Annotated in this window: 19 protein-coding genes and 1 pseudogene; 12 read left to right on the top strand and 8 right to left on the bottom strand. The window is 73.8% G+C overall.

What is annotated here, in order from left to right; all coding sequences use genetic code 11:
- Positions 1-104: 104 nt before the first annotated feature.
- Positions 105-1760: an ABC-F family ATP-binding cassette domain-containing protein gene (locus ACIRBY_RS15125; RefSeq protein WP_403900814.1), complete on the top strand. Its 1656-nt coding sequence runs from the start codon at positions 105-107 to the stop codon at positions 1758-1760.
- A gap of 355 nt (positions 1761-2115) precedes the next feature.
- Here ACIRBY_RS15125 and ACIRBY_RS15120 read toward each other — a convergent pair whose 3' ends face one another.
- Positions 2116-3147 carry a hypothetical protein gene (locus ACIRBY_RS15120; protein WP_403900812.1) on the bottom strand — a complete coding sequence of 344 codons (1032 nt, stop codon included), beginning with the start codon at positions 3145-3147 and terminating at the stop codon, positions 2116-2118.
- Positions 3148-3364: 217 nt separating this feature from the next.
- Between ACIRBY_RS15120 and ACIRBY_RS15115 the strand changes: the two are divergent.
- Positions 3365-3691, top strand: a pseudogene (locus tag ACIRBY_RS15115) (ATP-binding protein); the annotation flags it as partial.
- A gap of 143 nt (positions 3692-3834) precedes the next feature.
- Here the strand turns inward: ACIRBY_RS15115 and ligA are convergent.
- Positions 3835-5886: an NAD-dependent DNA ligase LigA gene (gene ligA / locus ACIRBY_RS15110; RefSeq protein ID WP_403901133.1), complete on the bottom strand. Its 2052-nt coding sequence runs from the start codon at positions 5884-5886 to the stop codon at positions 3835-3837.
- Positions 5887-6162: 276 nt separating this feature from the next.
- Here ligA and ACIRBY_RS15105 point away from each other — a divergent pair, with 276 nt between their 5' ends.
- On the top strand, positions 6163-6504 hold the full coding sequence (locus tag ACIRBY_RS15105; protein ID WP_403900810.1) for a HopJ type III effector protein: 342 nt from the start codon (positions 6163-6165) through the stop codon (positions 6502-6504).
- A gap of 84 nt (positions 6505-6588) precedes the next feature.
- Here ACIRBY_RS15105 and ACIRBY_RS15100 read toward each other — a convergent pair whose 3' ends face one another.
- Positions 6589-7452 (bottom strand): endonuclease/exonuclease/phosphatase family protein, encoded by an 864-nt coding sequence (locus ACIRBY_RS15100; protein WP_403900808.1) that lies wholly within the window; start codon positions 7450-7452, stop codon positions 6589-6591.
- Positions 7453-7600: 148 nt separating this feature from the next.
- Between ACIRBY_RS15100 and ACIRBY_RS15095 the strand changes: the two genes are divergently transcribed.
- The 6 genes from ACIRBY_RS15095 (at position 7601) to ACIRBY_RS15070 (ending at position 15888) form a co-directional block, all read left to right on the top strand.
- On the top strand, positions 7601-8122 hold the full coding sequence (locus ACIRBY_RS15095; RefSeq protein ID WP_403900806.1) for a GNAT family N-acetyltransferase: 522 nt from the start codon (positions 7601-7603) through the stop codon (positions 8120-8122).
- A gap of 273 nt (positions 8123-8395) precedes the next feature.
- A complete protein-coding gene (locus ACIRBY_RS15090) occupies positions 8396-9664 on the top strand; it encodes a phenylacetate--CoA ligase family protein (protein WP_403900804.1) in 1269 nt (422 codons plus the stop codon).
- Complete coding sequence (locus ACIRBY_RS15085; protein ID WP_403900802.1) at positions 9661-11001, top strand: MFS transporter; 1341 nt, start codon at positions 9661-9663, stop codon at positions 10999-11001. The genes ACIRBY_RS15090 and ACIRBY_RS15085 overlap by 4 nt, the downstream gene beginning before the upstream one ends.
- A complete protein-coding gene (locus ACIRBY_RS15080; RefSeq protein ID WP_403900800.1) occupies positions 10998-12158 on the top strand; it encodes a GNAT family N-acetyltransferase in 1161 nt (386 codons plus the stop codon). The genes ACIRBY_RS15085 and ACIRBY_RS15080 overlap by 4 nt, the downstream gene beginning before the upstream one ends.
- A complete protein-coding gene (locus tag ACIRBY_RS15075) occupies positions 12155-13303 on the top strand; it encodes an acyl-protein synthase (protein ID WP_403900798.1) in 1149 nt (382 codons plus the stop codon). The genes ACIRBY_RS15080 and ACIRBY_RS15075 overlap by 4 nt, the downstream gene beginning before the upstream one ends.
- Positions 13300-15888, top strand: coding sequence for an acyl-CoA reductase (locus tag ACIRBY_RS15070; protein WP_403900796.1), 2589 nt, complete (start codon positions 13300-13302; stop codon positions 15886-15888). The genes ACIRBY_RS15075 and ACIRBY_RS15070 overlap by 4 nt, the downstream gene beginning before the upstream one ends.
- A 66-nt stretch (positions 15889-15954) precedes the next feature.
- Here the strand turns inward: ACIRBY_RS15070 and ACIRBY_RS15065 are convergent, their stop codons facing one another.
- Positions 15955-17241, bottom strand: a complete 1287-nt coding sequence (locus ACIRBY_RS15065; protein ID WP_403900794.1) for an MFS transporter — start codon at positions 17239-17241, stop codon at positions 15955-15957.
- Between the two features lie 117 nt (positions 17242-17358).
- Positions 17359-18030, bottom strand: coding sequence for a hypothetical protein (locus ACIRBY_RS15060; RefSeq protein WP_403900792.1), 672 nt, complete (start codon positions 18028-18030; stop codon positions 17359-17361).
- A gap of 238 nt (positions 18031-18268) precedes the next feature.
- On the opposite strand from ACIRBY_RS15060, the gene ACIRBY_RS15055 reads away from it, so the two are divergent.
- Positions 18269-19492, top strand: coding sequence for a cytochrome P450 (locus ACIRBY_RS15055; protein ID WP_403900790.1), 1224 nt, complete (start codon positions 18269-18271; stop codon positions 19490-19492).
- Positions 19493-19603: 111 nt separating this feature from the next.
- On the opposite strand, the gene ACIRBY_RS15050 is transcribed toward ACIRBY_RS15055, so the two are convergent.
- Entirely contained in the window at positions 19604-20896 is a 1293-nt protein-coding gene (locus ACIRBY_RS15050) for a cytochrome P450 (RefSeq protein WP_403900788.1), read from the bottom strand.
- A gap of 479 nt (positions 20897-21375) precedes the next feature.
- Here ACIRBY_RS15050 and ACIRBY_RS15045 point away from each other — a divergent pair, with 479 nt between their 5' ends.
- Positions 21376-22728, top strand: a complete 1353-nt coding sequence (locus ACIRBY_RS15045) for a cytochrome P450 (protein ID WP_403900786.1) — start codon at positions 21376-21378, stop codon at positions 22726-22728.
- A gap of 152 nt (positions 22729-22880) precedes the next feature.
- Here ACIRBY_RS15045 and ACIRBY_RS15040 read toward each other — a convergent pair whose 3' ends face one another.
- Together ACIRBY_RS15040 and ACIRBY_RS15035 are read right to left on the bottom strand one after the other, a co-directional pair.
- The gene (locus ACIRBY_RS15040) at positions 22881-23360 is read right to left on the bottom strand and encodes a flavodoxin family protein (protein WP_403900784.1); all 480 of its coding nucleotides are present in this window, start codon (positions 23358-23360) and stop codon (positions 22881-22883) included.
- Positions 23361-23518: 158 nt separating this feature from the next.
- Positions 23519-23764: a hypothetical protein gene (locus ACIRBY_RS15035; protein ID WP_403900782.1), complete on the bottom strand. Its 246-nt coding sequence runs from the start codon at positions 23762-23764 to the stop codon at positions 23519-23521.
- Positions 23765-24155: 391 nt separating this feature from the next.
- On the opposite strand from ACIRBY_RS15035, the gene ACIRBY_RS15030 reads away from it, so the two are divergent.
- Positions 24156-25574 (top strand): cellulase family glycosylhydrolase, encoded by a 1419-nt coding sequence (locus ACIRBY_RS15030; RefSeq protein ID WP_403900780.1) that lies wholly within the window; start codon positions 24156-24158, stop codon positions 25572-25574.
- Positions 25575-25581 lie beyond the last annotated feature (7 nt).

The raw sequence follows: 25581 nt of genomic DNA, 5'->3' as shown, positions 1-25581 counted from the left end.
TGCTGCTTCAGAGTGTGGCGAGACGGAACGTATCGTTCGGTTTATTTCATCCCGTCTCGTCTCGTCTCGTCTCGTCTCGTCTCGTTGGGAAAGGGGGTCACGCTGTGCGTGCTTCATCAGGTGGTGCCGGTCAGGTCGTGCTGACCGGGGTGGGCAAGCGGTACGGGACCCGGACGGTGCTGGACCAGGTCGGGTTCTCGGTGCGGCCCGGGGAGCGGGTCGGGGTCGTGGGGGACAACGGGGCGGGGAAGTCGACGCTGCTGAGGCTGCTGGCCGGGTGGGAACGCGCCGATGCGGGCGAGGTGTCCGTACGGGCGCCGGGCGGGGTGGGCTACCTCGCCCAGACCCTCGACCTGCCGGCCGGGGCGCGGGCCGGCGATGCCGTGGACCGGGCGCTGGCCGGGCTGCGGGAGCTGGAGCGGCGGATCCGGGCTGCCGAGGAGCGGCTCCATCTGGCCGGTCCCGAGGAGGTCGAGGCGTACGGGCGGCTGGTCGCCGAGTACGAGGTGCGGGGCGGCCGGGACGCCGACCGGCGGGTGGCCGCTTTCCTGCGGCGGCTCGGCGAGCGGGAGCCGATCGAACGGGGGCGGCTGCTCGGGACGCTGTCCGGCGGGCAGCGGTCGCGGCTGGCCCTGGCCGCGGCCCTGGCGGCCGAGCCGGAACTGCTGCTGCTCGACGAACCCACCAACGACCTGGACGACGAGGCCGTCGGATGGCTGGAGGAGCATCTGGTGCGGCGCAGCGGCACGCTCGTGGCCGTCACCCACGACCGGATGTTCCTCGACCGGGTCACCACCGCGATCCTGGAGGTCGACCACGAGCGCTCCACCGTGCACCGGCACGGCAACGGCTACGCCGGCCATCTGGTCGCGCGGGCCGCGGCGCGGGCCCGCCGGGAGAGGGAGTACGAGGAGTGGGTCGCGCGGACGCGGCACATGGAGCGGCTCGCCGACAGCAACATCGGGCGGCTCGCGCAGATCCCGCGGAAGGCGCCGGCCGCGTTCAGCGGCGCGGGGGCCTTCCGCGCCCGGTCGCGGGCGCACGGGGCGATGAGCCGCGTCCGCAGCGCGCGGGAACGGCTGGCACGGCTGACGGAGCACCCGGTTCCGGAGCCGCCGCAGCCCCTGCGGTTCACCGGGCGGTTCGGGGCGGACGACGGCCCGAGCGGTGGGGTGGACGTCCAGGGGCTGGCCGTGCCGGGGCGGCTCGACCCGGTGTCGTTCCGGCTGGCGCCGGGCGAGCGGCTGCTGGTCACGGGGCCCAACGGGGCGGGGAAGTCGACCCTGCTCCAGGTGCTCGCGGGTCTCGTGCCGGCCGGGCACGGGAGCGTACGGGCACCGGGGCGGGTCGGGTTGCTGCGGCAGGACGACCCCTGGTCCGGCGAGAGCCGTTCCGCGACGGGGGCGTTCGGGGAGGAGGTGGCGCGAGCCCTGGAGCGGTTCGGGCTGCTGGGCGCGGGCGACGCGGGCAGGCCGGTGCGGGAGCTGTCCGCGGGGCAGCGGCGCAAGCTGGAGCTGGGCAGGCTGGTCGCGGGCGGGCCGTACGACCTGCTCCTGCTCGACGAGCCGACCAACCACCTGGCGCCGGGGGTGGTGGAGGACCTGGAGGCGGCGCTGGCCCCGTACACCGGCACCCTGATCGTCGTCAGCCACGACCGGCGGCTCCGGTCCGGGTTCTCCGGGGAACGGCTGGAACTGGGCGGGGCAGGGACCCCGGACGGCCGCTCGGTCACGGCCGGCGCTACCCCCGCCCGCCGCTGACCGCCCGCGCGGAGCCGGGGGTGGCGGCGGTGTCCCCCGGCACCGGTATGCCGGCGCCCCGGAAGGGCTGCTGCCGCCGACGGCCGACGCGGCCTCCGGGGGACGGGCCGTGGCCGTGCGGCAGCCGACGCGGTCTTCGGGGGACAGGCCGTGGCCGTGCGGCGGCCGTCCCCGCCGTGGCGCGGCCTTCGGGAAGCAGGCCCTGCCCGTGCGGCCGCCGCCGCGCGGGCGGGCGCAGCCTCCTCGACGGCCTCGCCCCCCACACACACACGAGGGAGCGAGACCCGCGTGACCGGCCGCCGCCCTACGCGTGGAGCACCGGCCGTCCACAGCCCGCCGATCGCTTCGGGTGCTGCTACGCCCTGCAGTTGACGACGGTGCCCGCTGCGGGCTGCTCGGTGCGGCAGAGGTTGTCGCCGTTGCCGCCGTCGACGGTTCCCTGCGGGCCCACCACGGCGGCCGTGCCGCCGGGCCCCTGGATGACGTCGTCGCCGTCGTCGCCGGAGACGGCGGCGCTGCGGCCCTGCCCGAGGGACGGCACTTCGATCAGGTCGGCTCCGGCTCCCCCGCGGATGACGCCGGCCCGCTCCTCCTGCGGCTCGCGGGCACCGATCGGCCCGAGGCGGATGACGTCGTCGCCCTCGTCGCCGTCGACGACGACGGACCTCGGCAGGCGGGACGTCGCGCGGTTGATCGCGTCCACGGTGATCACGTCGTCGCCGGGGCCGGCCGTCAGCGGGCCGCCGAGCGTGCCGACGGTGAGCGTGTCGTTGCCGGGGCCGCCGCTGAGCCTGCTCGTCTTGTCGTACTCGGGCACGATGTAGGCGGCGAGGCGGAGCGTGTCGTCTCCGGGGCCGCCGTCGATGTCGGTGCCGTGCACCCGGCCGGTGGTGATCGTGTCGTTCCCGGTGCCGCCGTCGATGAGACCGCGGTACGACATGTCTCCGGTGGTGATGGTGTCGTTGCCCGCGCCGCCGTGGATGGGGCCCTCGGCGCTGAACCGGTCCGTGTCGGTCACGGTGATCCGGTCGTCTCCGTCACCGCCGTCGATGGATCCGCGGATCTCTACGGGGTCGCCGCCGGCGGCGATGCGGTCGACGGTGATGACGTCGTCGCCGCCGAGGCCGTTGACCGCGCCGTTCAGATGGGCGTCGCCGCCCCGCACCTCGATGACGTCCGCCCTGTCGGTGCCGCTGAGGGGCCCGTCGGTCGGGCGCAGCCCCTGCGTGCACACGATGTGGACACCGCCGCCGGGCAGGGCGCTGCGGGTACAGCCGGGCGGGAGGGCCGGGGCGCCGGCGGGCGCGGCCGCGGCCGGGAGCGTGGACGCGGCCACGAGCACGAGCCCCGTGACGAACGTGCCGACGGCGGTGTGCCTCAAGGGCATGGCTGTTGCCTCCTGTGGGCTCGGGTGCGTGAGCGCTGAGGCCAACAGCGTTCCCGTGCGCCCCGGGACCTCACAAGGGGAGAACCGGCCCGGCCGACAGCCCCGGCGGTTCGCCGCGGCGAGCAGGCTCTGGCGGACGTCGAGCCGCGCGGTCGGCGCGCTCGGACGCGCTGTGCCAGCGCTCCCCGTCCTCGCCCGACCGCTCCTTGACCCGGTACTCGGCTCGACCGGCGAGCACGGCCTGCACCAACTCGTGTACGAGGTCGTCTCGTACGCCGTGGACGGACACCTCGCCGGGCACGCGGACGCCATCGACGTCGTGATCACCGCGGACGGCGGCGTGCGCGTCGCGGACAACGGGCGGGGCCTGCCCGTCGAGGCGGAGGGGCCCGGCGGCCGGTCCGCCGTCGAACGCGAACTGACGGAGCTGTCCTTCGGCTCCGCGCGCCACACCGGCTACGGGGTGGCCGGCGGCCTGGGCCCGTGCGTGGTCAACGCGCTGTCGAGCCGTCTCACGGTCGAGGTGCGCCGGGACGGCCACCGACGCGGACCTCACCGACTGGCTGGACCACCACCCGGACGAAGCCACGGCCGTCATCCGCCACGTCCTCCGCTCCTTCGCCGGACGGGAAGGTCAATGACGACGAGCTCGTCGGTGTCGCCTGCACGTCGAGGCACCGCACACCACTAGGCGGCGGGGAGGAAGTCGGCTACGAGGGTGGCGAATTCCTCGGGGTCGAGGATGCGGATGCCCAGTTCTTCGGCCTTGGTGCGCTTGGAGCCGGCCTTCTCGCCCGCCACCAGGAGGGTGGTGCGCTTGGACACCGACGACGACGCCTTTCCGCCGGCCCGCTCGATCAGCTCGTTCATCTCGTTGCGGGACAACTCCGCGAGGGGGCCGGTCATGGAGCCCGTCACCACGACGGCCTGGCCGGTCAGCGGGCCGCCCTGCGCCGGGTCTTCGGAGCCGTCCGGCTCGGTCGCGGGCTTCTGCGGCTCGGTGACCTGCGTGCCGACCCGCTGGTCCCGGAGCTTGTCGAGGAGCGGGGCGAGTTCGACGAGTTCGGCCGCGATCACGCGGGCCTTCTCGGTGCCGATGCCGTCGACCGTGGCCAGCGTGTCCGCGTCGGCGGCTCTGATCGCCGCCATCGAGCCGAAGTGCGCGGCGATCCGGCGGGACATCGTACGGCCGGTGCCGCGGACACCGAGCGCGCAGAACACACGGCTCAGCGCGGCTCCGCGGGCGGTCTCGATCGCGGCCAGGAGGTTGCCTGCGCTGGTCTCGCCCATCCGCTCCAGCCCGAGGAGCTGCTCGCGGGTCAGCGTGAACAGGTCGGCGACGTCCTTGACCAGACCGGCCTCCACCAGCTGGACCGCGCGGGTGCCGCCGAGGCCTTCGATGTCGAGCTGGTCGCGGCCGGCCGCGTAGATCACCGAGGCCACGGCCTGGCAGCTCCGGCCGCGCACGCACCGCCAGCGCTGCTCGGCGGTGTCGATCGCGTCGCCGCAGCGGGGGCACGCCTCGGGGAAGACGATCGGGGTCTCGGCGCCGGTGCGCTGGTCGGCGAGCGGTGCCTCGACCCGGGGGATCACGTCGCCGGCCCGGTACACGAACACCTGGTCGCCGATCATGAGCCCGCGGCGGGTGATGTCGGACGGGTTGTGCAGCGTGGCGTAGGTGACCGTCACCCCGTCGATCACCACGGGCTCCAGGACGGCGCGCGGGGCGATGATCCCGGTCCGGCCGACGTTCCATTCCACCGCCAGCAGGCGCGTCACCTTGTGTTCCGCGGCCAGCTTCCGGGCCACCGCCCACCTGGGGGCGCGCGAGCCGTTGCCGGCCTGCCGCTGGTCCTCGGCCGTGTCGGCCTTGACGACGACGCCGTCGATTCCGAACGGCAGGTCTCCGCGCAGGCCGGCGATCACGTCGATCCGTTCCTGCACCTGCTCCAGGCTCTCGCAGCGCATGGGGGCGGCGGCCGTGCTGGCGGCCGTGTTCGCGCCGAGCGCGGCCAGGCTCTCCAGCAGGGCGGTGTGGCCGAGGTCGTCCAGGCCGATGGCAGCGTAGGCGAAGAAGGTCAGCTCGACCCGGTAGGGGCGGTCCTTGGCCCGCAGGGTGCCGGCGGCCCCGCTGCGCGGGTGCGCGAAGGGCGTGGCCTCGTGGGCGAGCCGGATCCGGTTGGCCTCCTCGAACTGCGCGGTCGTCAGCAGCACCTCGCCGCGCAGCTCGACGTCGACCGGCTCGGTGAGCACCGGCGGCAGACCGAGGACGGCGTCGGCGGCGTGGGTGATGTCCTCGCCGGCCAGGCCGTCGCCGCGGGTGAGGACCTGGACGAGCCGGCCGCCCCGGTAACGGGCGGCCACCGCGAGGCCGTCGAGCTTCGGCTCCACGCACCAGCCGGCCACGGGGTGCCCGAGGCGCCGCTCCAGCCCCGCGGCCCACTCGGCGAGCTCGTCGGCGTCGAAGACGTTGTCGAGGGAGAGCATCGGCACCGAGTGCGGCACGTCACCCTGGACGGCCCCGCCGGCCACCTTCCCGGTCGGCGACTCGGCGAGCACCTCGTCCGGGTGGGCTTCCTCGTAGGCCGCGACGGCGCGCAGCAGCCCGTCGTACTCGTCGTCGCCGAGCGGGGTGGTCCCGTCGCCGTAGTACGCGGCCGACGCCGCGACGGCGGTGGTCACGGCCTCCAGGTAGGCGGCGGGAGAGAGCAGGGCACTGTTTTCGGTCATGCGGATCATCATGCTGCCCGGCACTGACAACGCCCCCTTCCCGCCCCTCGCCGCCGCGGCGGTCGACCGGCCCGCCCTGCGGCACCGGGCGGCAGCGGCGACGGCCCGCCGATCGGCGCCGCCCTCGCGGATCGGCCGTCCGGACCGGGTCCGGCTCTCAGCGGATCGCACAATCATGGGTCGTGGCCTGCGGAGATGCCGCTCGTTACCGATCGGCCGCACGGGGGTTATGGTCGTCCGGTGGCGGACGGCAACGGGCCGTCCGTTCGACCCAGGGGAGCCGACATGTCCGATCTGAATGCCCTGCGGGCGAGCCTCGCGTCGGGTGAGCACGAGTTCGCCGACACCTTGGCCTTCGTCGCCGCGCACTACGCGTACCAGCCGCAGGCGTTCCGCAACGGGGCGCTGGAGAACGCCGCGGGCGAGAACGAGGGCTCCTGCAAGACGCTGGGACTGGCCCTGCTCGAAGGGCTCAGCGACCAGGAGGCCCTGCTGGCCTTCGGCGAGTACTACCGCGGTGTGCTGGCCACGCCGGACGGCACCGATCACGGCAACATCCGCAACCTCATGGCCCACGGCCTGGCAGGGGTGAGCTTCGCCGGCCAGCCGCTGGCCCGCACGAGCTGACCGGCCACGGCACGGGCGGCGGGGTCAGTCCGGCCTCCCCCTCCCCCGTGACCCACGCCCTCCCGGGCGGTCCGGCTCGGGACCCTAGCCCCGGTTCAGGTCGGTGGACACCAGGTGGTGGTCCGAGTACGCGCTGGGGCGGACGTGCTGGGTGTGCGGGGTGACGCCGCGTAGGAAGACGTAGTCGAACGTGAGGTTCCAGTCGGTGGTCGCCGGGCAGGCGTCGGCGTCGGCGCCGGTGGTCGCGGGGCGGCAGCCGGGGTCCGTGTCCGGGGCCAGGGGCCACATCGGGGCGAGTTCGGGTGCGTCCGGCACGGCGTTGAAGTCGCCGAGGACGATCGCGCGGTCGTGGCGGGCGACTTCCGCGGCGAGCACCCGCACCTGGCCCGCCCGTGCCTGCGGCTGCCGGCGCTCGGCGAGGTGGGTGTTGAAGACGCGGACGGGTCGGCCGCCCACCAGGGTGGTGACGGCCAGGTAGCCGCGGTCCTCGGAGCCGCCGTCGGGGTATGCGACGTTGACCCGGTCCGTCATCGGCGCCGCCGAGAGGATCGCCTGGCCGAAGCCGCCGGGCCGCCACGGCAGTCCCCCGCAGCGGTTCCAGTTCCGCAGGACCGACCCGTACGCGACCCGGTAGACCAGCCCGTAGACCTCCTCCAGGTAGGTGCGGATCTGCTCGACGTCCCGTACGCACGCCTCCTGGAGGCCGATGACCTGCGGCGCGGACCGGGCGATGTCGGTCGCCCGGCCGAAGTCGTGCCCGATCCCGCCGCACGGGTTGCAGAGGTTCCACGTGGCGACCCGGTCCGCCGCGGCCTCCACGGGCACGTCGAACGGCAGCGGTCGGCCACGGGGGGCGCCGCCGCCCGGTGCGCCGGAGCCCGGGAGCAGCAGCATGCAGACCGCCGTCATCGTGCCCGCGGCCCACCGCGCGCCCCTGCTCAGCACCATCGCCTCCCCGGAGTGGACGCACATCATCACACGGCGTCCTCGACGCACGATCGAGGTGTTTTCCGGCAGGGCCGTCCCGCCGGGCCGCAACCGCCCGATGTCCTCAAAACCGGGTGCGGCCGCGGGCCCCGGGCTGTTCCCTCACCTCATGAACACGACGAGACACGCGCGTCTGCGCCCTTGGACGGACGACGACCTCTGGCTGCTCCGGCGGCGCAACACCCCGGACATGACGGCCCACCTCGGCGGCCCCGAAACCGACGGCGCGCTCCTCGCCCGCCACCGCCGCTGGACGGCCATGAGCGCGAACGCCCCGCACGAGGGCCGGGTGTTCCGCGTGGAATCCCCGGCGGGGGACACGGTGGGTACGGTCTCCTTCGCGCCGAAGGAGCACCGGGGCGAGCCGGTCTTCGAAGTGGGCTGGGGCGTCCTCCCCGAGCACCAGCGCCAAAGCTGGGCGACGGCCTCCGTACGAGCCCTCCTCGACCATCTGGCCGCCCTCCCCCCGGCACACCGCCGGCCGGCGGTCCACGCCTTTCCCCGGGTGGCGAACGCGGCCTCGAACGCGGTCTGCCGCGCGGTGGGCTTCACCCTCGTCGCCGAAACGGTGCACGAGTACCCCCCGGGCGAGCACCACGCCAGCAACGACTGGCGCTTCATCCTCCCGTAGGACTTGCCCCAGAGGCACGGGAAATTCTTACGGATGCGGCCGCGCTGGCCGGAAATCCTTGCTCAATTTGGTGACAAGCGCATTGATGTTTCATCATCGTGACTGTACGTCAAGTTCTGACGCACCGTGAGCGCAGGCGGGGGCACCGGGGGGTCCCCCGTTCACACCGGCCGGTCCGGCCGGAGAGTCCGCGCTCCCGCACAGCCGCGCCGCGCCGCGCCGCGGCTCCGTCCCGTTCCGTTCCGTTCCGTTCCGTCACCTAGGCAAAGGCCCATGTCCGCCCAGCAGCTCTCGGACCTCATACGTTTCGCCCGTCACAACTCGCCCTTCTACCGGGACCTCTACGCGTCCCTGCCGCCGCACGCCGACCGCCTCACCGACCTGCCGGTGGTCGACCAGACGGCGTTCTGGGCGGCCAACACCCTTCACGACAGCCGGGTGCTGACCGGCCCGCTCAGTGAGGCCACGGTCTACAAGACCGGCGGCACCACCGGGTCCCCCAAGTTCTCCGTCTACACCCGTGACGAGTGGCGCACGTTCGTCACCGCCTTCGGCCAGGGGCTCGTGGACACGGGTCTGCGCCCGGGGCACCGCGTCGCCGACCTCTTCTACGCCGGGGAGCTGTACGCGAGCTTCCTCTTCGTCCTCGACTCCCTGGCCCACGCGCCCGTGGACAACGTCCGCCTGCCCGTCGGCGGCGGCGCGCCGCTGGAGTCGACGATCCCCACGCTGCGCGATCTCGCCGCCCAGGTCCTGGCCGGAACGCCGACCACCCTGTGCCGGCTCGCCGAGCAGGTCGTGTCGTCCGGTGCCCGGCTCGACGCGGTGGAGTTGCTCCTCTTCGGCGGCGAGGCCCTCTTCGACGACCAGCGTCGCCTGCTGGCCACCGCGTTCCCCCGGGCCGAGGCCCGTTCCGTCGGGTACGCCAGCGTCGACGCGGGCCTGCTCGGCCGCCCCGTGCCCGGGCCCGACGCGCGGGTGCACCGTGCCTTCACGCCGTACTCGGTCGTCGAGATCCTCGACGACTCCACCGACGAGCCCATCACCGAACCGGGTCGGCCCGGCCGGGTCGTGGTCACCAGCCTCTTCCGCCGCCTCATGCCGATCATCCGCTACCCCGCGGGCGACCGGGCCGAGTGGACCGGCGGCGGGCCCGGGCACTTCCGGATACTCGGCCGCGCCGAGGAGGGCGTCCGCGTGGGCCCCGTCTCCCTCTACACCCAGGACGCCCAGGACGCCGTGGCCGCGGCGGACACGGCGGGAGACGTGGTCGGCATGCAGCTCGTCGTCCGCCGCTGGGACGGCCGCGACGGGCTCGTCCTGCGGCTGGCCACGGCCCCCGGCGGACGGCACGGCAGCCGGGAGGAGCTGGCCGGCGCCGTCGTCGCGCGGCTGGAGAAGGTGCGGCCGCTGTATCCGGACAGCGTGCGCACCGGGTTCGTGCACCCGCTGTCCGTGGAGTGGGTGCGCCACCGCGACCTCGCCGTCAACCCGCGCTCGGGCAAACTCGTCCGGGTCCTCGACGAGAGGCCGACCGCATGAGCACCGCCTCACCTGAGACGAAGAGCGTGACGGGGACCGCGGTGGAGACCAGGACGGAGACCGGGGCGGAGACCGCGGTCGGCCGCCGGCGCGCTCCGCTGGTCCTGCGCAACCGCGCGTTCGCCGCCGTGTGGCTCGGCCAGATCCTCACCCAGGCCGCCGTACGGATGTTCCAGGTCGGCGTGGCCTGGTGGATCGTCGCCTACGCCGTGCACGACGCGCGCGGGCTCGCCTCCGGGCTGTTCATGGCGGCGTGCACCCTGCCCGCCGTGGCGCTGGCGCCCGTGGTGGCCGCGGCGGTCGGCCGGTTCCCGCACCGTTGCGTGCTGCGGACCGCCGCCGCCCTGGCCGGCTGCGCCTCGGGCGCCCTCGCGCTGTGGGCGTACGACGGTGGCCCGCCGCTCGCCACCGTGTACGCCGCCGGGCTCGCCCTGGCGACCTGCCAGGCGTTCTTCGACCCCTGCCTGACCACCTCGGTGCCCGAACTCGTCGACGACGCCGACATCGAGACCGCCACCGGCTTCGAGCTGTCCACCCAGTCCCTGGCCGGCCTCGCCGGTGCGCTGCTCGGCGCCCTGACCGTCGACCGGGCCGGTGTGGCCGGGCTGGCCGCGGGCTGCGCGGTCGCCTACCTCGGCGCCGCCCTCCTCGTGGCGGGCGCCCGCTTCCGTACCGCCGTGACCGCCGCCCCGGGCCCCGGAGCCGACGCATCGGCCGCCCCGGCGGGGCCGCGCCCGCTGCGCCGCATCCTCGGGGAACTCCCCTACGTGCGGCGGATCCTGGTCTGCTTCACCGCGGCGAACCTCTTCACCACCGCCGTCTTCGTCGTCATCCCCCTCTACACCCGCTCGGTCCTCGCGGGCGGCGGCGCCACCGTGGCCCTGCTGGAGGCCTCCCTGGGCACCGGCGCGCTCCTCGGCGCCTTCACCGGCGCCCGCGTGCCGGGACGCCCCACGACCGCCGGCGCCTGCTGCCTGGGCCTGATGGCCCTCGCCCTCGCGCTTCCGGGGCTGCTCCCGCACCGCCCGGTCGTCGCGGGCTGCCTGGCCGCGGCCGGCTGGTGCGCAGGAGCCGTCAGCGTGCGCTTCGTGGCCCTGTTCCAGCGGCTGGTGCCGACGGCCGACAAGCCCGGCTTCTTCGCCGTGATGCAGGCCGTGCTCGGCGCCTCCCTGCCGGTGGCGTCCCTGGCGTTCGGCTTCGCCGGCGACTTCCTCTCCCCTCGGACGCTGTGCCTGGTGCAGGGCGTCGGGCTGGTCCCCGCGGCCTGCGCCCTGGCCCTGCTGAAGTCCCCCGCGGCCGCGCCGGCCCCGTCGGAACCCGCCGGAGGTGAGCGGTGAGCCCCGTCATCACCCCCCTCGTCACCCCCGCCGCGCGCTCGGACATCGCCGAACTGCGCCAGCTCTACTACGCCGTCTACGGGCCCCACTACCCCGTCGCCCTCGGCACCGACCCGGCCGAGATGGCCCGGCTCATCGAGGACCCGTACTCCCTGTGGCTCGTCGGCCGCTGCGCCGACACCGGGGCCCTGACCGGATCCGCCGCCATCCACGGCGAGGCGGGCAGCCGCATCGGCCGCCTGGAGGGCATCGCCGTGCACCCCGAGCACCGCTCGGCGGGCCTGGCCGCCACCCTGACCGAGGCCCTGTGCGCGGGCATGCTGGACACGGGGCGGCTGGACTCGGTGTACGCGACCGTGCGCACCGTCAGCGCCGGCCCGCAGCGCGTCGTCGCGCGCAACGGCTTCCGCCCGCTGGGCATCCTGCCCAACGCGGTGGACCTCCGCAGCCGCGAGAGCCTCGCACTCTACGCGCGTCACTCCGCCGGGGTGCTGGAGCGCCGCATCCCCGTCACCGAAGTGCCCGCCCCCCTCCTGCCCTTGCTGCGCACCGCCGGGGCGGCGCTGGGCATCGGCTACCCCGGGGTGCGGGCCGCCACCGTCCCGCGCCCGGCTCCGCCCGCGCCGCCGGGCGCCGGCGACCGGCTGGAGATGATCGAGGCGCCGGCCTTCGTACGCCGGCGCTTCCGCGAGCGGTTCCCGAGCGCCGAGGGCTGGTTCTACCCGCTGCACACCCCGAACGTGCTGCTCACCCCCGAGGACGGCCGGTTCGAGGTCTACGCCTACCTCAACCGCGCCGGAGGGTACTGCTCCCTGCTCACCGCCCACCCCGACCCGGCCGCCGCGGCGGCCTGCCTCGAACCCGTCACCCGGGCCCTGGCCCGCGCGGGCGCGGGCTACGTCGAGGCGCTGGTGCCGCTCGCGCACCAGGAGGTCCTCTCGGCCTTCCTGGCCGAGGGGTTCGTCGCCGGCGCCGTCTACCCCGCGATGCGCGCCGACGGCGACGGCTTCCACGACTACGCCGTCCTGTCCCGCTCCGGCGAACGCATCGACTTCCGCGGCGTCGCCGTCGAACCGCCCCTCCAGCCCTATCTGGACTGCTACGTGTCGGCCTGGGCGTCGGCACACCTGCCCACATCATCCGAGGTTGCCCCATGAACCCCCATCTCGCGCCGGTCGCCGTACCCGACCCGGCCCTCCTGCCGCACGTACAGCAGCTCTGCGACCTGACCGACCCCTACGCCTTCGGGCCCGCCGTGGACGAGCTGTTCGCCGCCGCCATGGCGGAGGCCAACGCCTGGCACGTCGAGCGGTCCCCCTTCTTCCGCTCCCTGTACGAGGCCGCTCCCCCGGCGGAGCCGTACCGCACGCCCCTCGTCCACGCGAACTTCTTCAAGCGGCACGAGGTCCTCTCCATCCCGCGCGAGGACGTCGAGCTGCACCTGACCTCCTCCGGCACCACCGGCCAGAAGTCGCAGATGTTCTTCGACCGCTGGACCATCCGCTCCGCCCAGCGGATGGTCGCCCGGATCTTCGAGCGCAACGGCTGGATCACCCCCGACCAGGAGGTCAACTACCTCCTGTACAGCTACGAGCCGTCCCCCTCCCTCAACCTCGGGACCGCCTTCACCGACAACTACCTGTGCGACTTCGCCCCGGCGCGCAGCGTCGCGTACGCCCTGCGCAACACCGGCGGCGACCACGAGTTCGACCCCTTCGGCTGCATCGCCGCGCTGCGCCGCTTCGAGCGGGAGGACGCCCCGGTCCGCATCCTCGGCTTCCCGGCCTTCCTCTTCTTCACCCTGGAGCGGATGCGGGCCATGGGGCTGCCCCCGCTGCGCCTGCCCGAGGGCTCCCTGGTCGTCCTCGGCGGCGGCTGGAAGGGGCACTCCGACCGGCGCATCGAGAAGGAGGAGCTGTACGGCCGCGTCACCGAGCAGCTCGGCATCCCGGGCGAGCGGATCCGGGACACCTTCGGGTCGGTGGAGCACTGCATCCCGTACATCGAGTGCGACCACCACCGGCTGCACGCCCCCGTGTGGTCCCGGGTCACGATCCGCTCCACGCGCACCCTCGAACCCCTGCCGTACGGGGAACGGGGCTACCTGCACCTCGTCTCGCCGTACATCACCTCGGTCCCGGCGCAGAGCGTGGTCATGGGCGACCTCGCCTCCCTCCAGCCGGGCGACGCCTGCGGGTGCGCGCTGGAGACCCCCTGGTTCACCGTCCACGGCCGGGCCGGGGTGAGCCGCAACCGCAGCTGCGCGGTGGCCGCAGCGGAACTGATGAAGGGCATGGCGTGACCGTGACGGAGACCATGGCGCACACGACGAACGAGGCCGCCGCGTACGAGCAGCACGGCGGTGACGGGGACGCGCACCACTACTGGCAGGGTTCCCTCATCGGCGACGAGGAGGCCGGGCGCCGCCTCGCCGGCCTGCCGGCCGCCGTCGAGGCCGCGCTGGCCACGGTGCTGGAGACCGAGACCGTGCTGGCCGCCTGCGACGCCCTCGCCACCGCCCTGTGCGACCCGGCCCACCCCGTGCGCGCCCGGCTCGCCGCGCACCTGCCCGAGGGAGAGGATCCGGCCGTCCTGGCCGAGCTCGGCGGCCTGCTGGGCCGGCGGGAGCTGACGCGCAAGCTGCGCCGCGAGCTGGGCAGCGCGACTCCCGGCCGGCTGGACCGGGCCGATCCCCGCGAGACGGTCTACGAGGCCTGGGCACCCGTCGGCCTGGTCGCCCACATCGCCCCCGGCAACGCCGCGACGGTCGCACCGCTGAGCATCGTCGAGGGGCTGCTCGCCGGCAACGTCAACGTCCTCAAGACCAGCGGCGCCGACACCCTCCTGACCCAGCACCTGATGGCCGAGCTCGCGGGGTTCGACCCCACCGGCGCGCTCGCGGCACGGGTGATCGTCCTGCGCTTCCCGTCCTCCCGGCAGGAGTGGCTGCGGCTGATGTGCGCGCCCGCGGACGCGGTCGCCGTCTGGGGCGGGGAGGGCGCCGTCGAAGGGGTGGCGGCCCATGTGCCGGCCGGTTGCCGGCTGGTGGAGTGGGGGCACCGGATCTCCTTCGCGTACCTGACGGGCGACGCCTGGTCGGACGCCGGCACGCTCGACGCCCTCGCGGACGACGTGTGCCTGTACGAGCAGCAGGCCTGTTCCAGCCCCCAGGTCGTCTACCTCGACACCGGGGACGAGGCGGAGGTGTTCGCCTTCGCCGAGCGGTTCGCCGCGGTCCTCGCCGCCCGCCCGCCGGCCGCGGGCTCCGCCGCGGGCGCCGCCGCGGCGGGCGGGACGGACCCGGCCGAGGCGGCCGAGCTGACCACCACCGAGCTGGTGGCCCGGCTGGAGGAGCACCTGGGCCTGACCCGTGTGTTCGCCGCGCCCGACGGCTCGTGGCGGGTCATGGCCGACACCCGGTCGCCGCTCACGGCCTCGCCGCTGCACCGCAGCGTGTGGGTCAAGCCGCTGCCCCGCGAGCGGCTGATCGCCACCCTGCGCCCGATGCGCCGCTACCTGCAGACGGCGGGCCTCGCGGGCAGCCGGTCGGACGTCGCCGAGCTCTCCCGCACCGCACTGGCCGCGGGCGTCACCCGCGTCACCCCGGTCGGCGCCATGCAGGCGAGCTACGCCGGCGAGCCGCACGACGGGGTCTACGCCCTCCAGCGCTACAGCCGCCGCGTCGCGGTCCAGGCCGACCCGGCCCGGTTCGCCACCACCGCCTGCCTCGACGACCTGGCCCGGCCCGTCGTCCTGCCGCCGCCGGCGGGCCCCCTGCGGGGCAAGGAGGACGTGCGGGAACCGGCCCGGGAGCTGGCCCGGGCCGATGCCGAGCTCTACTTCCGCAGCGGCGGCAGCACGGGCGCCCCCGCCCTGTCGGTCTTCAGCTACGACGACTACGACACCCAGATGCACGCCGCGGCCCGCGGCCTGCTCGCCGCCGGCTACGACCCGGCCGGGGACCGCACCGCCAACCTCTTCTACTGCGGCGGCATGTACGGCAGCTTCATCAGCTTCTTCTCCGTACTCGAACGGCTCGGCGGAGTGCAGCTGCCCCTGTCCGCGGGCCCGGACCACCGGGCCACGGCCGAGGCCATCGTCGAGCACCGGGCCGACACCCTCTTCGGCATGCCCTCCTACCTGTGGCAGCTGCTGCACGCGCAGGAGGAGGCGCTGCGCGCGTACGGGGGCCTGCGCAAGGTCTTCTACGGCGGCGAGCACTTCACGCAGGAGCAGCGGCGCACGCTGAAGGAACGATTCGGTATCGAGGCCGTCCGCTCGATCACCTACGGCAGCACCGACCTCGGCCCGCTGGGCTACCAGTGCGCGGACAGCTCCGGCGGCGTCCACCACCTGCACGCCGACCTCCACACCCTGGAGATCGTGGACCTGGCCGAGGACCGGCCGGTGGCCCCGGGCGAGACGGGCCGGCTGGTGTTCACCACGCACGCCCGGCGCGGCCAGCAGCTGGGCCGCTACCTGATCGGCGACCTCGGCCGGGAGGTCCCCGGCCGCTGCCCCTGCGGCCGGCACGCGCCCCGCTTCGAGCTGATGGGGCGCACCGGTGACGTGATGCGGGTGGCCACGTACTTCCTCAACCACCGCCGCTTCCTGGCCCTGGCCGAGGAGCAGGGCGGCCACCGCGGCGAGCTGCAGATCAGGCTCGACGGCACGCAGGCGCGCGAGCGGCTGACCGTACGGGTGGAGCGGGCGCCGGCGACGGATCCGCAGCGGCTGCGGGAGGTCTTCCTGTCCGGCTACCCGGAGCTCGGCTCGGCGGTGGCGGAGCGGCTGCTGGACCTGGTGGTCGAGGCGGTCGACGGCGCGTCCCTGGACCGCAGCCCGACCAGCGGCAAGCTCCTCGCGGTGGTGGACGCGCGCCGCTAGGCGGTGGTGGCGGGGGCTCCCGGATCCCGGGAGCCCCCGCTCCGCCCGGGGGTGGTGCGTCCCCCGTCAGCGGTCGAGGGGCCGGTGGGCGCTCTCCGGCAGCCGCAGGTACACCGCCGAGGAGCACAGGCACAGCACGGCGACGTACCAGGGGAACAGGCCCGGCCTGCCCACGTCCTGGAGCAGGGTGCCGATGTACGGGGCCGTGCCGCCGAAGAGCGCGACCGTCAGCGAGTACGGGAAGCCGATGCCCGCCGCCCGGACCCGGGCCGGGAAGACCTCCGCGTTGACGGCCGCCGAGATGGAGGTGAAGCCGGTGAGCAGCACCATGCCGGCGCACTGGACGAGCAGCAGGGAGCCGAACGAGCCGTCCAGGGCGCGCAGCAGGGGTACGACGAGCAGGGCGAAGCCGAGGCCGAAGAACAGCAGTGGCGGCTTGCGTCCGAAGCGGTCGGACAGCAGGCCGCCGATCGGCTGGAGCAGCGCGAAGAACGCCAGGGACAGCGTCCCGGCGAGGAGCGCGTCGCGCTTGGCGATGCCGGTCTCCAGCTCGGCGTAGGTGGGCAGGTACGAGGTCCAGGTGTAGTAGGCGAGGGTGCCGCCGGCCGTGATGCCGGCGATCCGCAGCGAGGCCCCGGGGTGGTGCCGGAGCGCGTCGAAGAGCCCGGGGCGGGGGGCCGCGGCGGGCCGGGTGTCGAGGGTCTCCTCGGCGCCGCGCCGGATCCAGAATCCGGCGAGGCTGAGGACGGCGCCGAGGAGGAAGGGCACGCGCCACCCCCAGCCGTTCATGGCGTCCTCGGCGAGCACGGCCACGAGCAGCGCGGCGAGGCCGGAGGCGGCGAGCTGGCCGAGGGTGGTGGACACGTACTGGAACGACGAGAAGAGCCCCCTGCGGCCGGGCCCGGCGGACTCCACGAGGAAGGTGGTCGACGCGGCGAACTCCCCACCCACGGAAAGGCCCTGGAGCAGCCGCGCGGCGACGAGGACGACCGGGGAGAGCACGCCGGCGGCCGTGTACGCCGGCGTGAGGGCGACCAGCAGGCTGCTGCCCCCCATGAGCAGGATGGTCACGGTCAGCGCGGTGCGCCGGCCCCGCCGGTCGGCGATCGCGCCCATCAGGAGCCCGCCGACCGGGCGCATGAAGAAGCCGACGGCGAAGACGGCGAAGGTGGAGAGCAACGGGACGAGGGAGTCGTCCGCGCCGGACGGGAAGACCTGCCGTGCGATGTGGGTGGCCAGGAAGGTGTACGCGTACCAGTCGTACCACTCCACGGCGTTGCCGACCGAGGCGGCCAGCAGCTGGCGTAAGGGGTGGCGCGGCGGGGCGGGGAGGTGCGTCGCGATCTCTGTCATGATCACGCTCTGCCCCCCGAAGGCCCCCCGCACGCCACGCCCCGAGCGCAAACTGCGGTAGGCAGGCGCTTCAGCGGCTGATTCCGGGCGCTCCCGCCCGCATCACTGCGGGTCTGGTCAGGGAACCAGGTCGGGCGCGACGGCGTAGCCGATCGCGGCTGCCGCCGTGGTGACCTCCGTCAGGGGTGCCTGGTCGTTCAGAGCCCTGACCACGTCCCGGGTCAGCGGGCGGAGGGCGTACACGTGGCGCACGGCGTCGATGTCGACCCGGAGCTCGTAGTAGTCCTCGGCGAACTCCCGGAACGCCTCCGGCGACGGGTCGACCAGCAGCCGGAACAGCCAGCCCGAGCCGTCGGGGTCGGGGGTGTCCTCGGGGAAGTCGATCTCCCCCGCCTCCCAGCGCCCGCTCCCCGCCTCACGCCACAGGCAGGCCGTCACCCTGGGTATCCCGTCGTCCGTGGAGGCCGGCTCTTCGACGCAGCTGCGGAACACCTCGGGCACCGAGTCCACGACGCCCGGCCAGGGCACGTCCTCGACATACGGGCTCATCACCGACTCGTGGTCGAAGCCTCTGACATAGGCGCCCGCAGGAGAGAAGACGATGTCGAACTCGTCCCCCGAGCCGTTGCGCATGGAGGCGATCTCCTCCGTCTCGGACCAAGCCGGGCTGAAGGAGTAGCAGCGCTCGCCGTCGGGGTTCAGCACGGCCTCCAGCATGGCCATCGACCGGCACCGGTCCCGCAGGGTCGGGATGTCGGGAAGGGCCTCGGCAACGTCGTGAACGGTCATGCCGCCCATCCAAGCGCACACCACTGACATCCCGGGCGGACGCACCACGGCATGTGCTGCGGCTGCGGCCACCGGGCCATCGGGCCATCGGGTAGTTCATGGCATCCGCCCGCCCGCAGACCGGCCGACCCCAGGAAGTCCTGAACTTTGGCCCCTCCAGACCCTGTTGGCAGACTGTCACTGCCGTTCGGAGCAGGACGGCCTGTCATCCGGACCGTTACCCATTGGAGGGTTTCCGTTGGACCTGTCTCAGCCCGTCCTCAGTTTGGACCCGTACGCCGACCCCGCCGAGGAGGCACAGAAGCTGCGCGCCCACGGCTGCCCCGTCGTCCCGGTGCAGCTGCCGGGAGAGCCCGCGGTGGCCGCATGGGCGGCGGTCGGGCATGCGGCGGCTCGTGAGGTGTTCCGGCGTCACGAGGACTTGACCAAGGATCCGCTGGGCTGGCCGGCCTTCGCCGAAGGATCCATACCGATGAGCTGGCCGCTGCTGCCCGTGATCGCCGGCGGCGGGTTCCTCCACGAGGACGGTGAGCCGCACCGGCGTCACCGCGGCCTGGTCAGCGCGGCCTTCAGACGGTTGTCGGTCGCCGAGCTCCGGCCCGCGATCGAGCGGATCGCCGACGAGCTCCTCGCGGATCTGCTGTCCGCCGCCCCCGGGACGGCGATCGACCTGCGTGCCGCGTTCGCGGCGCCGCTGCCGATTCGCGTCATCTGCACCGTCCTGGGTGTGCCCACGGACATTGTGGCCGGGCTGCGCTCGGCGTTCGAGCAGATGGTCACGCCTCCCGAGCACCCCGACGACATCCCGAACGCCAAGGCCGAGATCGACCGGGTCCTCGCACAGTTGATCGCCGAGAAGCGGGCGAATCCCGGTCCGGACCTGACCACGCAGCTCATCGAGGCCAGCGAGGAGGGTGACCGCCTGACCGAGGACGAGCTCGTCCAGACGTTGTTCCTCCTCATGATCGCCGGACACGAGACGACGATCAACCTCCTGGCGAGCGCCATCCACCGCCTGGCGGAGCACCCTGCCGTGCTGGAGGCGGCGCGGACCGGAGGGGTGAGCTGGGACGCGGTGGTGGAGGAGACCCTGCGGCACGATCCTTCCGTGCGCTACGCCCTGATGCGGTACGCCACCCAGCGGATCGAGATCGACGGGGTGACGATCGAGAAGGGCGACCCGGTCCTCGTGGCGACCTACGCCGTGGGGCGGGACCCCGAGCAGCACGAGCGTCCCGACGAGTTCGACCCCTCCCGCCCCACCGCCGCAACCCACCTGGCCTTCGGGCACGGGGTCCACCACTGCCTCGGCTCGGCACTGGCGCGGCAGGAGGCCGCCATCGCGCTGGAGCGGCTGTTCGAGCGCTTCGACGTGTCGCCGGCCGCCCGGCCCGAGGGCATCCCCTCGATCCCCATCCACGGGCCGCAGGCCGTCCTCGCCCGCCTGGAGATCCGTCAGTAGACCCTCATCGGTCTCCACGGGCGCGCCCGAGCGTGAGCCTCCCGTGTGAGGGACTCTTCGCCGCGGGGGGTCGGACCGGCGCCGGTCCGACCGCCCGCGGCGCGATCGGGGTCAGCTTCGACGGCCCCACAGGTTCGCCCACCACGAGCGGCGGCGCGGTGCGGGCGCGGCCGTGTGCTCGGGCGCCCGGGGGGCGAGTGCGGGGGAGCGCAGGGCGTTCGCCTGGCCCTGTGCGGTAGGGCGGGGGCGGAACCTGGTGGGCAGGGCTCCGAGGGGGCTGGAGATGAAGGACAACTCGATGGGGAGCTCCGCCTCCGGCACGGACAGCTCGATGTCGGGCAGGCTGGCCAGGAGGGTGTCGATGCCGGTGTCGGCGATGGTGCGCCCGATGTCCTGGCCCGGACACTGGTGCGGGCCGGCGCCGAATGCCAGGTGGGCACGGTTGCCGTGCATGGGGACGGACAGGTCGGGCCGGACCTGCGGATCCCGGTTGCCCGCGGCCAGGGCGAGCATGACCATGTCTCCCGACTGAATGTGCTGGCCCCCGAGGAACACCGGCTCGGTGGCCCAGCGGTTCGGGATCAGGGTCAGCGGGGGCGCTTCCCACATGACGTGGTCCAGGGCGTCGGGCAGCGTCATCTGCCCGCCGGCGAGGTTGCCGCGGAAGCGCCTGTCGGTCAGGACCACGCGCAGCACGTTGGCGGTGAGGTTCACCGTGTTCTCCACCGCGGCCACCATGGCGTGACGCAGGTGCTCCTCGGCCTCCACGTCACTGAGGCCGGATTCGTGGGCGAGGAGCCAGCTGGCGAAGTCGTGCCCCGGCTTCGCCCGCTTCTCACGCACCAGCTCGCGCATGATGTGCGTGATGAACCGGTTGCTCTCCAGCGCGCTGTCGGTGCCCCGCACCATGTCGCGTACGGCCCATCCGAGGGGAATGGCCTGCTTGGCCGGGACGCCGAACTGCTTGCCGAGGACCAGGGCGGGCAGCGGCTCGGCGAAGTCGGCCACGAGATCGGCCCGGCCGGTGGCGGCGAAGTTTCCGACCAGCTGGTGGGTGTAGCGGGTGACGTAGCGGCGGATGCCCTGCCGGTTGAAGCGTTCGAGGCCGTCGGTGACGGCGCTGCGGAGCCGTGCGTGCTCCTGGCCGTCCGTGAAGGCGATCAGCGGCTGGTACTCGGTGACCGGGCGCAGGGGGTTGGTGGGCCCCAGCCGCCCTTCCTTGACGGCGTTCCAGTGGCGTGAGTCGCATGAGAACTGATTGGTGTTCCGGAGCACGTACTGGATCTCCTGGTACCCCACCACCAGCCACGCCTCCAAGTCCCCGGGCAGGAGCACCGGGACGACGGAGCCGTGCGCGTCGCGCAGCCGCTCGTGCAGCTCCTGCGGCGGGACGTCGGACTCCATCAGTCGCGCGCGTCCGCCGCCGAACGCGTGGGCGGGACACTCCGGCGGCGGCACAGAGGCATGCGGGGGTCCTATGTGGTGCGGTGATGTGCTCAAAAAAGCCTCCGGGGCGGTGCCGGCACTGACCAAGGCGATGCATCGATGGGGCTGGTCGGGCCAACGCATACGGGTAACAGCGATCGCAGCATATCCATGGCCCGGAAACGGCCGACCGGCGCGGCGGTCTCCCCTCCACACGTCCAACTCTCGTACGAACAAAGGCCGGAAGGCTCCTTGCGCGAGCGCTCGCGAGGGCTCACGCGGGGCGCCGAACCCGGCGCACGGCGACCGCTCTCCCCGGTCCGGGCCGCGCTCGGCGTCCCTGCCTTCTGGCGCGCCCGGCGGAATCCGGCAGAGTATGGCCAGCTCATCGAGCCGCATGATCCGTTGACGGCCCGGCCACGAACCGTGCAACAGCCGTCCCCAGTGAAGGACTTGTCATGTCGACTGTCGTCGCACTCCAGTCAGTTCCGCGGGCGCGTGGCGGCCTGCCCCTCCTCGGGCACGCCGTGCACCTGTGGCGCGATCCACTCCGCTTCTTCTGCTCGCTGAGGTCCCAGGGAGAGCTGGTCCGGGTGGACCTGGGCACGATGCCGATGTACGTGGCGACGACCGCCCGGCTCGTCCACGACATCACCACCACACACGCACGGTCGTTCGAGAAGGGCCGCTTCTTCCAGCGGCTGAAGCCCCTCGCGGGCGAGGGCATATCCACCTCGGACGGGGAGCTCCACCGCAAGCACCGGCGCCTCATGGCGCCGATGTTCGCCCGCGACCGGATCGTCGGATACTCCCGGACCATGAGCCGCAACGCCCTCGCCCTGGCCGACTCCTGGCAGCCGGGCGACGAGGTGGAGATGGAGCAGGCGATGGCCGAGTACGCCATCGAGACGCTCGCCTCGACCCTGTTCTCCACGGACATCGGCCTGCCGGCCGTGACGGCGGTGCGGGAACACCTGCCGGTGCTGTTGAAGAACCTGCTGATCCGCGCCGCATCGCCCAAGGTCCTGGACCGCCTGCCGATCCGGGCCAACCGCGACTTCGACGCGGCGGCGACCGCACTGCGCCAGGTGATCGACGACGTCGTGACGACCGCCCGCCGGACAGGCCACACCGACCACGGCGACCTGCTGTCGCTGCTGCTCTCCGCCCAGGACCCCGACAGCGGCGCCGGCCTCACCGACGTCGAGGTCAGGGACGAGCTCAGCACCATCCTGTTCGCCGGGGCGGAGACCACGGCCGCGACCCTCGCGTGGGCCTTCCACAAGCTGGCCACCCATCCCGAGGTCGAGGAGCAGGTGGTCGCGGAGATCCAGGAGGTCGTCGGCGACCGGCCGGTGACGATCGACGACGTTCCGCGCCTGCCCGCCATCCGCCGGGTCCTGGACGAGGTGGTCCGCCTGCACGGCGTGACCATGCTGATGCGCCGCACCACCGCTCCCGTCCGGCTGGCCGGCGTCGAGTTGCCCGAGGGCACCGAGGTGGCGTTCAGCCTCTACGCCGTCCACCGCGACCCGGACGTGTACGAGCACCCCGACCGGTTCGACCCGGACCGCTGGCTGCCGGAACGTCAGGCCGCCGCAGGCATCGGCCGCGACACCTACCTGCCGTTCGGGGCGGGGAACCGCAAATGCATCGGCGACGCCTTCGTCTACACGGAGGCGACCATCGCCCTGGCCACCTGGCTCGCCCGCTGGAAGTTCACGCCCGCGCCCGGTCACACGCCGAAGGAGGTCGCGTCCGCCGTGGCGCACGCAGACCGCGTTCCCATGATCGTCACGCCCCGGCGGTAGGACGGCGACGCGCTCGGCCGCCCGCTGACACGGGCCGGGCGGAACGGGCGTGCCGCCGGGCCCCGGTCGCCCGGTGCGGGAGCGCGGCGGCCGCCCTTCGTGGTCCCGCTTCCCGGTCGGGGATGCGCGGGAGGGCCGTTGAGCGGTCCGGGTCAGGAGGCCGGCCCTCGCCCGTCCTGCCGGAGCCTCAGCCGTCCGGCGAACGCCCGCGCAGCGGCCAGGTCCCCGGCGTCCGGCCGCTCCTTGTTGATTCCGCCGACGAGTTTGAAGGGCGCCCAGGTGTCGAACGCCCGGCACGAGAAGGTCCCCTCCACCTCGAAGCCCTTGGCTTCGAGGAGCCGGACCACCGGGCGGGCGAAGGGGGCCGGCGGCGTTGCGGGGAGCCCTCTGGTGGCGAACACGAAGGCCCGGCCCCGCCCGGGGGGAAGTGCCTTGACGAAACCGGTCAGGCGGGGGTGGAGCCTGCCGTAGAAGACGCCCGAGCCGAATCCCACGAGGTCGGCGCCGGCCAGCTCCGCCGGGTCGGCCCGCTCGGGGGAGACGACCTCGGCGCCCAGTACCCGGGCCATGCTGTCGGCGACGCGACGCGTATTGCCGTGCGACACGGAGGCGCACACGATGACGGTCCTCATCCTCACGGTCCTTTCTCTCGCTTCCTCCATGAGGACAGCGCAGCCCCGCCGGATGTGACATCCGGCGGGGGCGGCGTCGCGCATCATCGGCGCCGGGGCGGAAACCGGTCGGGAAGACCGCACCCGGTCCGGCAGCGGGGGCCTCGTACGGTCGCGCGCTACCGCGGGATGCCGCCCTGGTAGCTGCGGCGGCAGTCGTCGATCTCATCCCTGGTGTGGGTGTTCAGGAAGTCCCGGCCCGCCTGCTTCTTCTCCTGGACGGAGACGTTCGGGTCGGAGATCAGGTTGATGAGCGCCGCACAGTCGCCGCTGGGCTGGACCGGGACGGCCCGGGACGGTGCGGCGGCGGGAAGTACGGCGACGACCGCCGCGGCGAGAGCGGCGAAGGCGAGTCGTCCCTTCATCGGACTGTCCTCTCCGGACGGCGGAGCGCAGCACCGCGTGCGCGCCCCTCGATCGGGCGGATCCCGCACAGGGGTCCCTGCGAACGTACCGCTCGGGACCCGGCTCCGCACGGCGGCCGGTGACCGCGGCCCGCGGCCCGCGGCCGTCGGCCGCCGGCCGCCGACGATCGTCACGGTCCGTACGCGAAGACTGCGGAGGGTCACCGCGGGTGCCCGTGCACCGGACGGCCGGGCCCGGTCGAGGGGATCCGGGGGAGCACGGGAAGGCCGTGAAGCAGGAAGTCGCGCCAACTCCTGCGGAGGGATGGGAACTTGAGTCACCCATCAGTAACATCCGACCGGCCAGTAGCACGCCGTCCGAGAAGCCCCCCCCCTCGAAAGGCCCTCCTGCATGCGCCGGACCTCCCGCTTCGCCCCCGTCGGCCTCGCCGTGGCAGCCCTCCTGCTCGGTGCGCTCCCCGCTCAGGCCCAGGCCCGTCCCGACCGCTCCCCCGACCGGGTCACCGTCGGTGACCGCACCTTCATCGCCGACGGCCAGGGCCGCGCGCTGCAGTGGCGCGGCTTCAACCTCGCCGACAAGAGCGGCCGGGGCTCCGACGCGTTCGCCGACATCCACGAGAGCGACCTCAGGGACATGGCCGCCCGGGGTTTCAACCTCGCGCGCCTGGCGTTCTTCTGGGACGACCTCGAACCCGCCCCCGGGCGCTACGACCGCGGATACCTCGCCAAGATGCGCCGCATCCTCGACTGGGCCGACCGCTACCACGTGAAGGTCGTCCTCGACGCCCACCAGGACGTGTACGGCCCGCACTTCGGCTCGCGCGGCGTTCCCGCCTGGGCCACCCGCGACGAGGGGCTGCCGTTCACGCCGATACCCGACGACTGGTTCTCCGAGTACTTCGAGCCGTCCGTGCAGACCGCCTTCGACCACCTGTACAAGGACGCCGACCTCCGCGCCGCGCACGCCCGGATGTGGGTGACGGTCGCCTCCGCCCTGGGAAACCACCCGGCGCTGCTCGGCTACGACCTGATGAACGAGCCGTTCGCGAAGTTCCTCGAGGGTGAGGACCTCCCCGCCGCCGCGGGCCGCTTCGAGGCGGGCGAGCTCACCGAGATGTGGAACCGCCTCGCGCGGGCGGTCCGCCTGGTCGACCGGAAGTCGTGGGTGTTCGTCGAACCCACCGTCATCGTCGGTCTCGGCGTCCCCACACGGCTGGGGCGCATCGACGACCCGCACGCCGGGTACGCGCCGCACTTCTACGAGACCTCCATGGAGACCGGCGGCGACTACGACCCCGACGGGACCTTCATCCCCGCCTACGAGGCCGCGATCGGCGACTACCCGGCCCGCCACCGCATGCCGGTGATCGTCGGCGAGTGGGGCGGCAACCCGTACGTTCCGCACGCGGGCCGGTTCGTCACCGACATGACGGCCTCCCTGGACCGGTTCTCCAGCGGCTGGACCTGGTGGCAGTGGTGCCGGGGCGGCGGCTACTGCTTCCTCGACCAGACGGGCGCGGCGAAGCCCAACGCCCGGCTCCTCGCCCAGCCCTACGCGCCGGCCGTCGCGGGTGACCCGCTGGGCTTCGCGTACGACCCCGCCACCCGCACCTACACCCTCACCTTCCGCACCCGTGACGGCGCCGAGGGGCCCACCCGGATCACCGTGCCCCGGGACGCCTATCCCGACGGCTACCGCGTCGCGGTCCGGGGCGGCAGCGCCAGGTGGGACGGACACGGCCAGACCGTCGACGTGACCACGCGCGGGCGCGCCGGAACCACGTACAGGGTCACGATCAGCCCGAGGTAGCCCACCC

The sequence above is a fragment of the Streptomyces sp. NPDC096136 genome (assembly GCF_044763325.1).
In the GTDB taxonomy this organism is placed as follows: domain Bacteria; phylum Actinomycetota; class Actinomycetes; order Streptomycetales; family Streptomycetaceae; genus Streptomyces.
The sequence above is the reverse complement of the archived record's forward strand: the minus strand, read 5'-3'. Positions and strand labels throughout refer to the sequence as shown.

Bases quoted from the DNA above. Each gene is read 5' to 3' on its own strand.
- ACIRBY_RS15120 (WP_403900812.1), bottom strand. From the start codon at position 3,147: ATGCCCTTGAGGCACACCGCCGTCGGCACGTTCGTCACGGGGCTCGTG.
- ACIRBY_RS15035 (WP_403900782.1), bottom strand. From the start codon at position 23,764: ATGAAGGGACGACTCGCCTTCGCCGCTCTCGCCGCGGCGGTCGTCGCC.
- ACIRBY_RS15100 (WP_403900808.1), bottom strand. From the start codon at position 7,452: ATGGTGCTGAGCAGGGGCGCGCGGTGGGCCGCGGGCACGATGACGGCG.
- ligA (WP_403901133.1), bottom strand. From the start codon at position 5,886: ATGATCCGCATGACCGAAAACAGTGCCCTGCTCTCTCCCGCCGCCTAC.
- ACIRBY_RS15045 (WP_403900786.1), top strand. From the start codon at position 21,376: ATGTCGACTGTCGTCGCACTCCAGTCAGTTCCGCGGGCGCGTGGCGGC.
- ACIRBY_RS15075 (WP_403900798.1), top strand. From the start codon at position 12,155: ATGAACCCCCATCTCGCGCCGGTCGCCGTACCCGACCCGGCCCTCCTG.
- ACIRBY_RS15040 (WP_403900784.1), bottom strand. From the start codon at position 23,360: ATGAGGACCGTCATCGTGTGCGCCTCCGTGTCGCACGGCAATACGCGT.
- ACIRBY_RS15105 (WP_403900810.1), top strand. From the start codon at position 6,163: ATGTCCGATCTGAATGCCCTGCGGGCGAGCCTCGCGTCGGGTGAGCAC.
- ACIRBY_RS15030 (WP_403900780.1), top strand. From the start codon at position 24,156: ATGCGCCGGACCTCCCGCTTCGCCCCCGTCGGCCTCGCCGTGGCAGCC.
- ACIRBY_RS15060 (WP_403900792.1), bottom strand. From the start codon at position 18,030: ATGACCGTTCACGACGTTGCCGAGGCCCTTCCCGACATCCCGACCCTG.
- ACIRBY_RS15050 (WP_403900788.1), bottom strand. From the start codon at position 20,896: ATGGAGTCCGACGTCCCGCCGCAGGAGCTGCACGAGCGGCTGCGCGAC.
- ACIRBY_RS15090 (WP_403900804.1), top strand. From the start codon at position 8,396: ATGTCCGCCCAGCAGCTCTCGGACCTCATACGTTTCGCCCGTCACAAC.
- ACIRBY_RS15085 (WP_403900802.1), top strand. From the start codon at position 9,661: ATGAGCACCGCCTCACCTGAGACGAAGAGCGTGACGGGGACCGCGGTG.
- ACIRBY_RS15095 (WP_403900806.1), top strand. From the start codon at position 7,601: ATGAACACGACGAGACACGCGCGTCTGCGCCCTTGGACGGACGACGAC.
- ACIRBY_RS15065 (WP_403900794.1), bottom strand. From the start codon at position 17,241: ATGACAGAGATCGCGACGCACCTCCCCGCCCCGCCGCGCCACCCCTTA.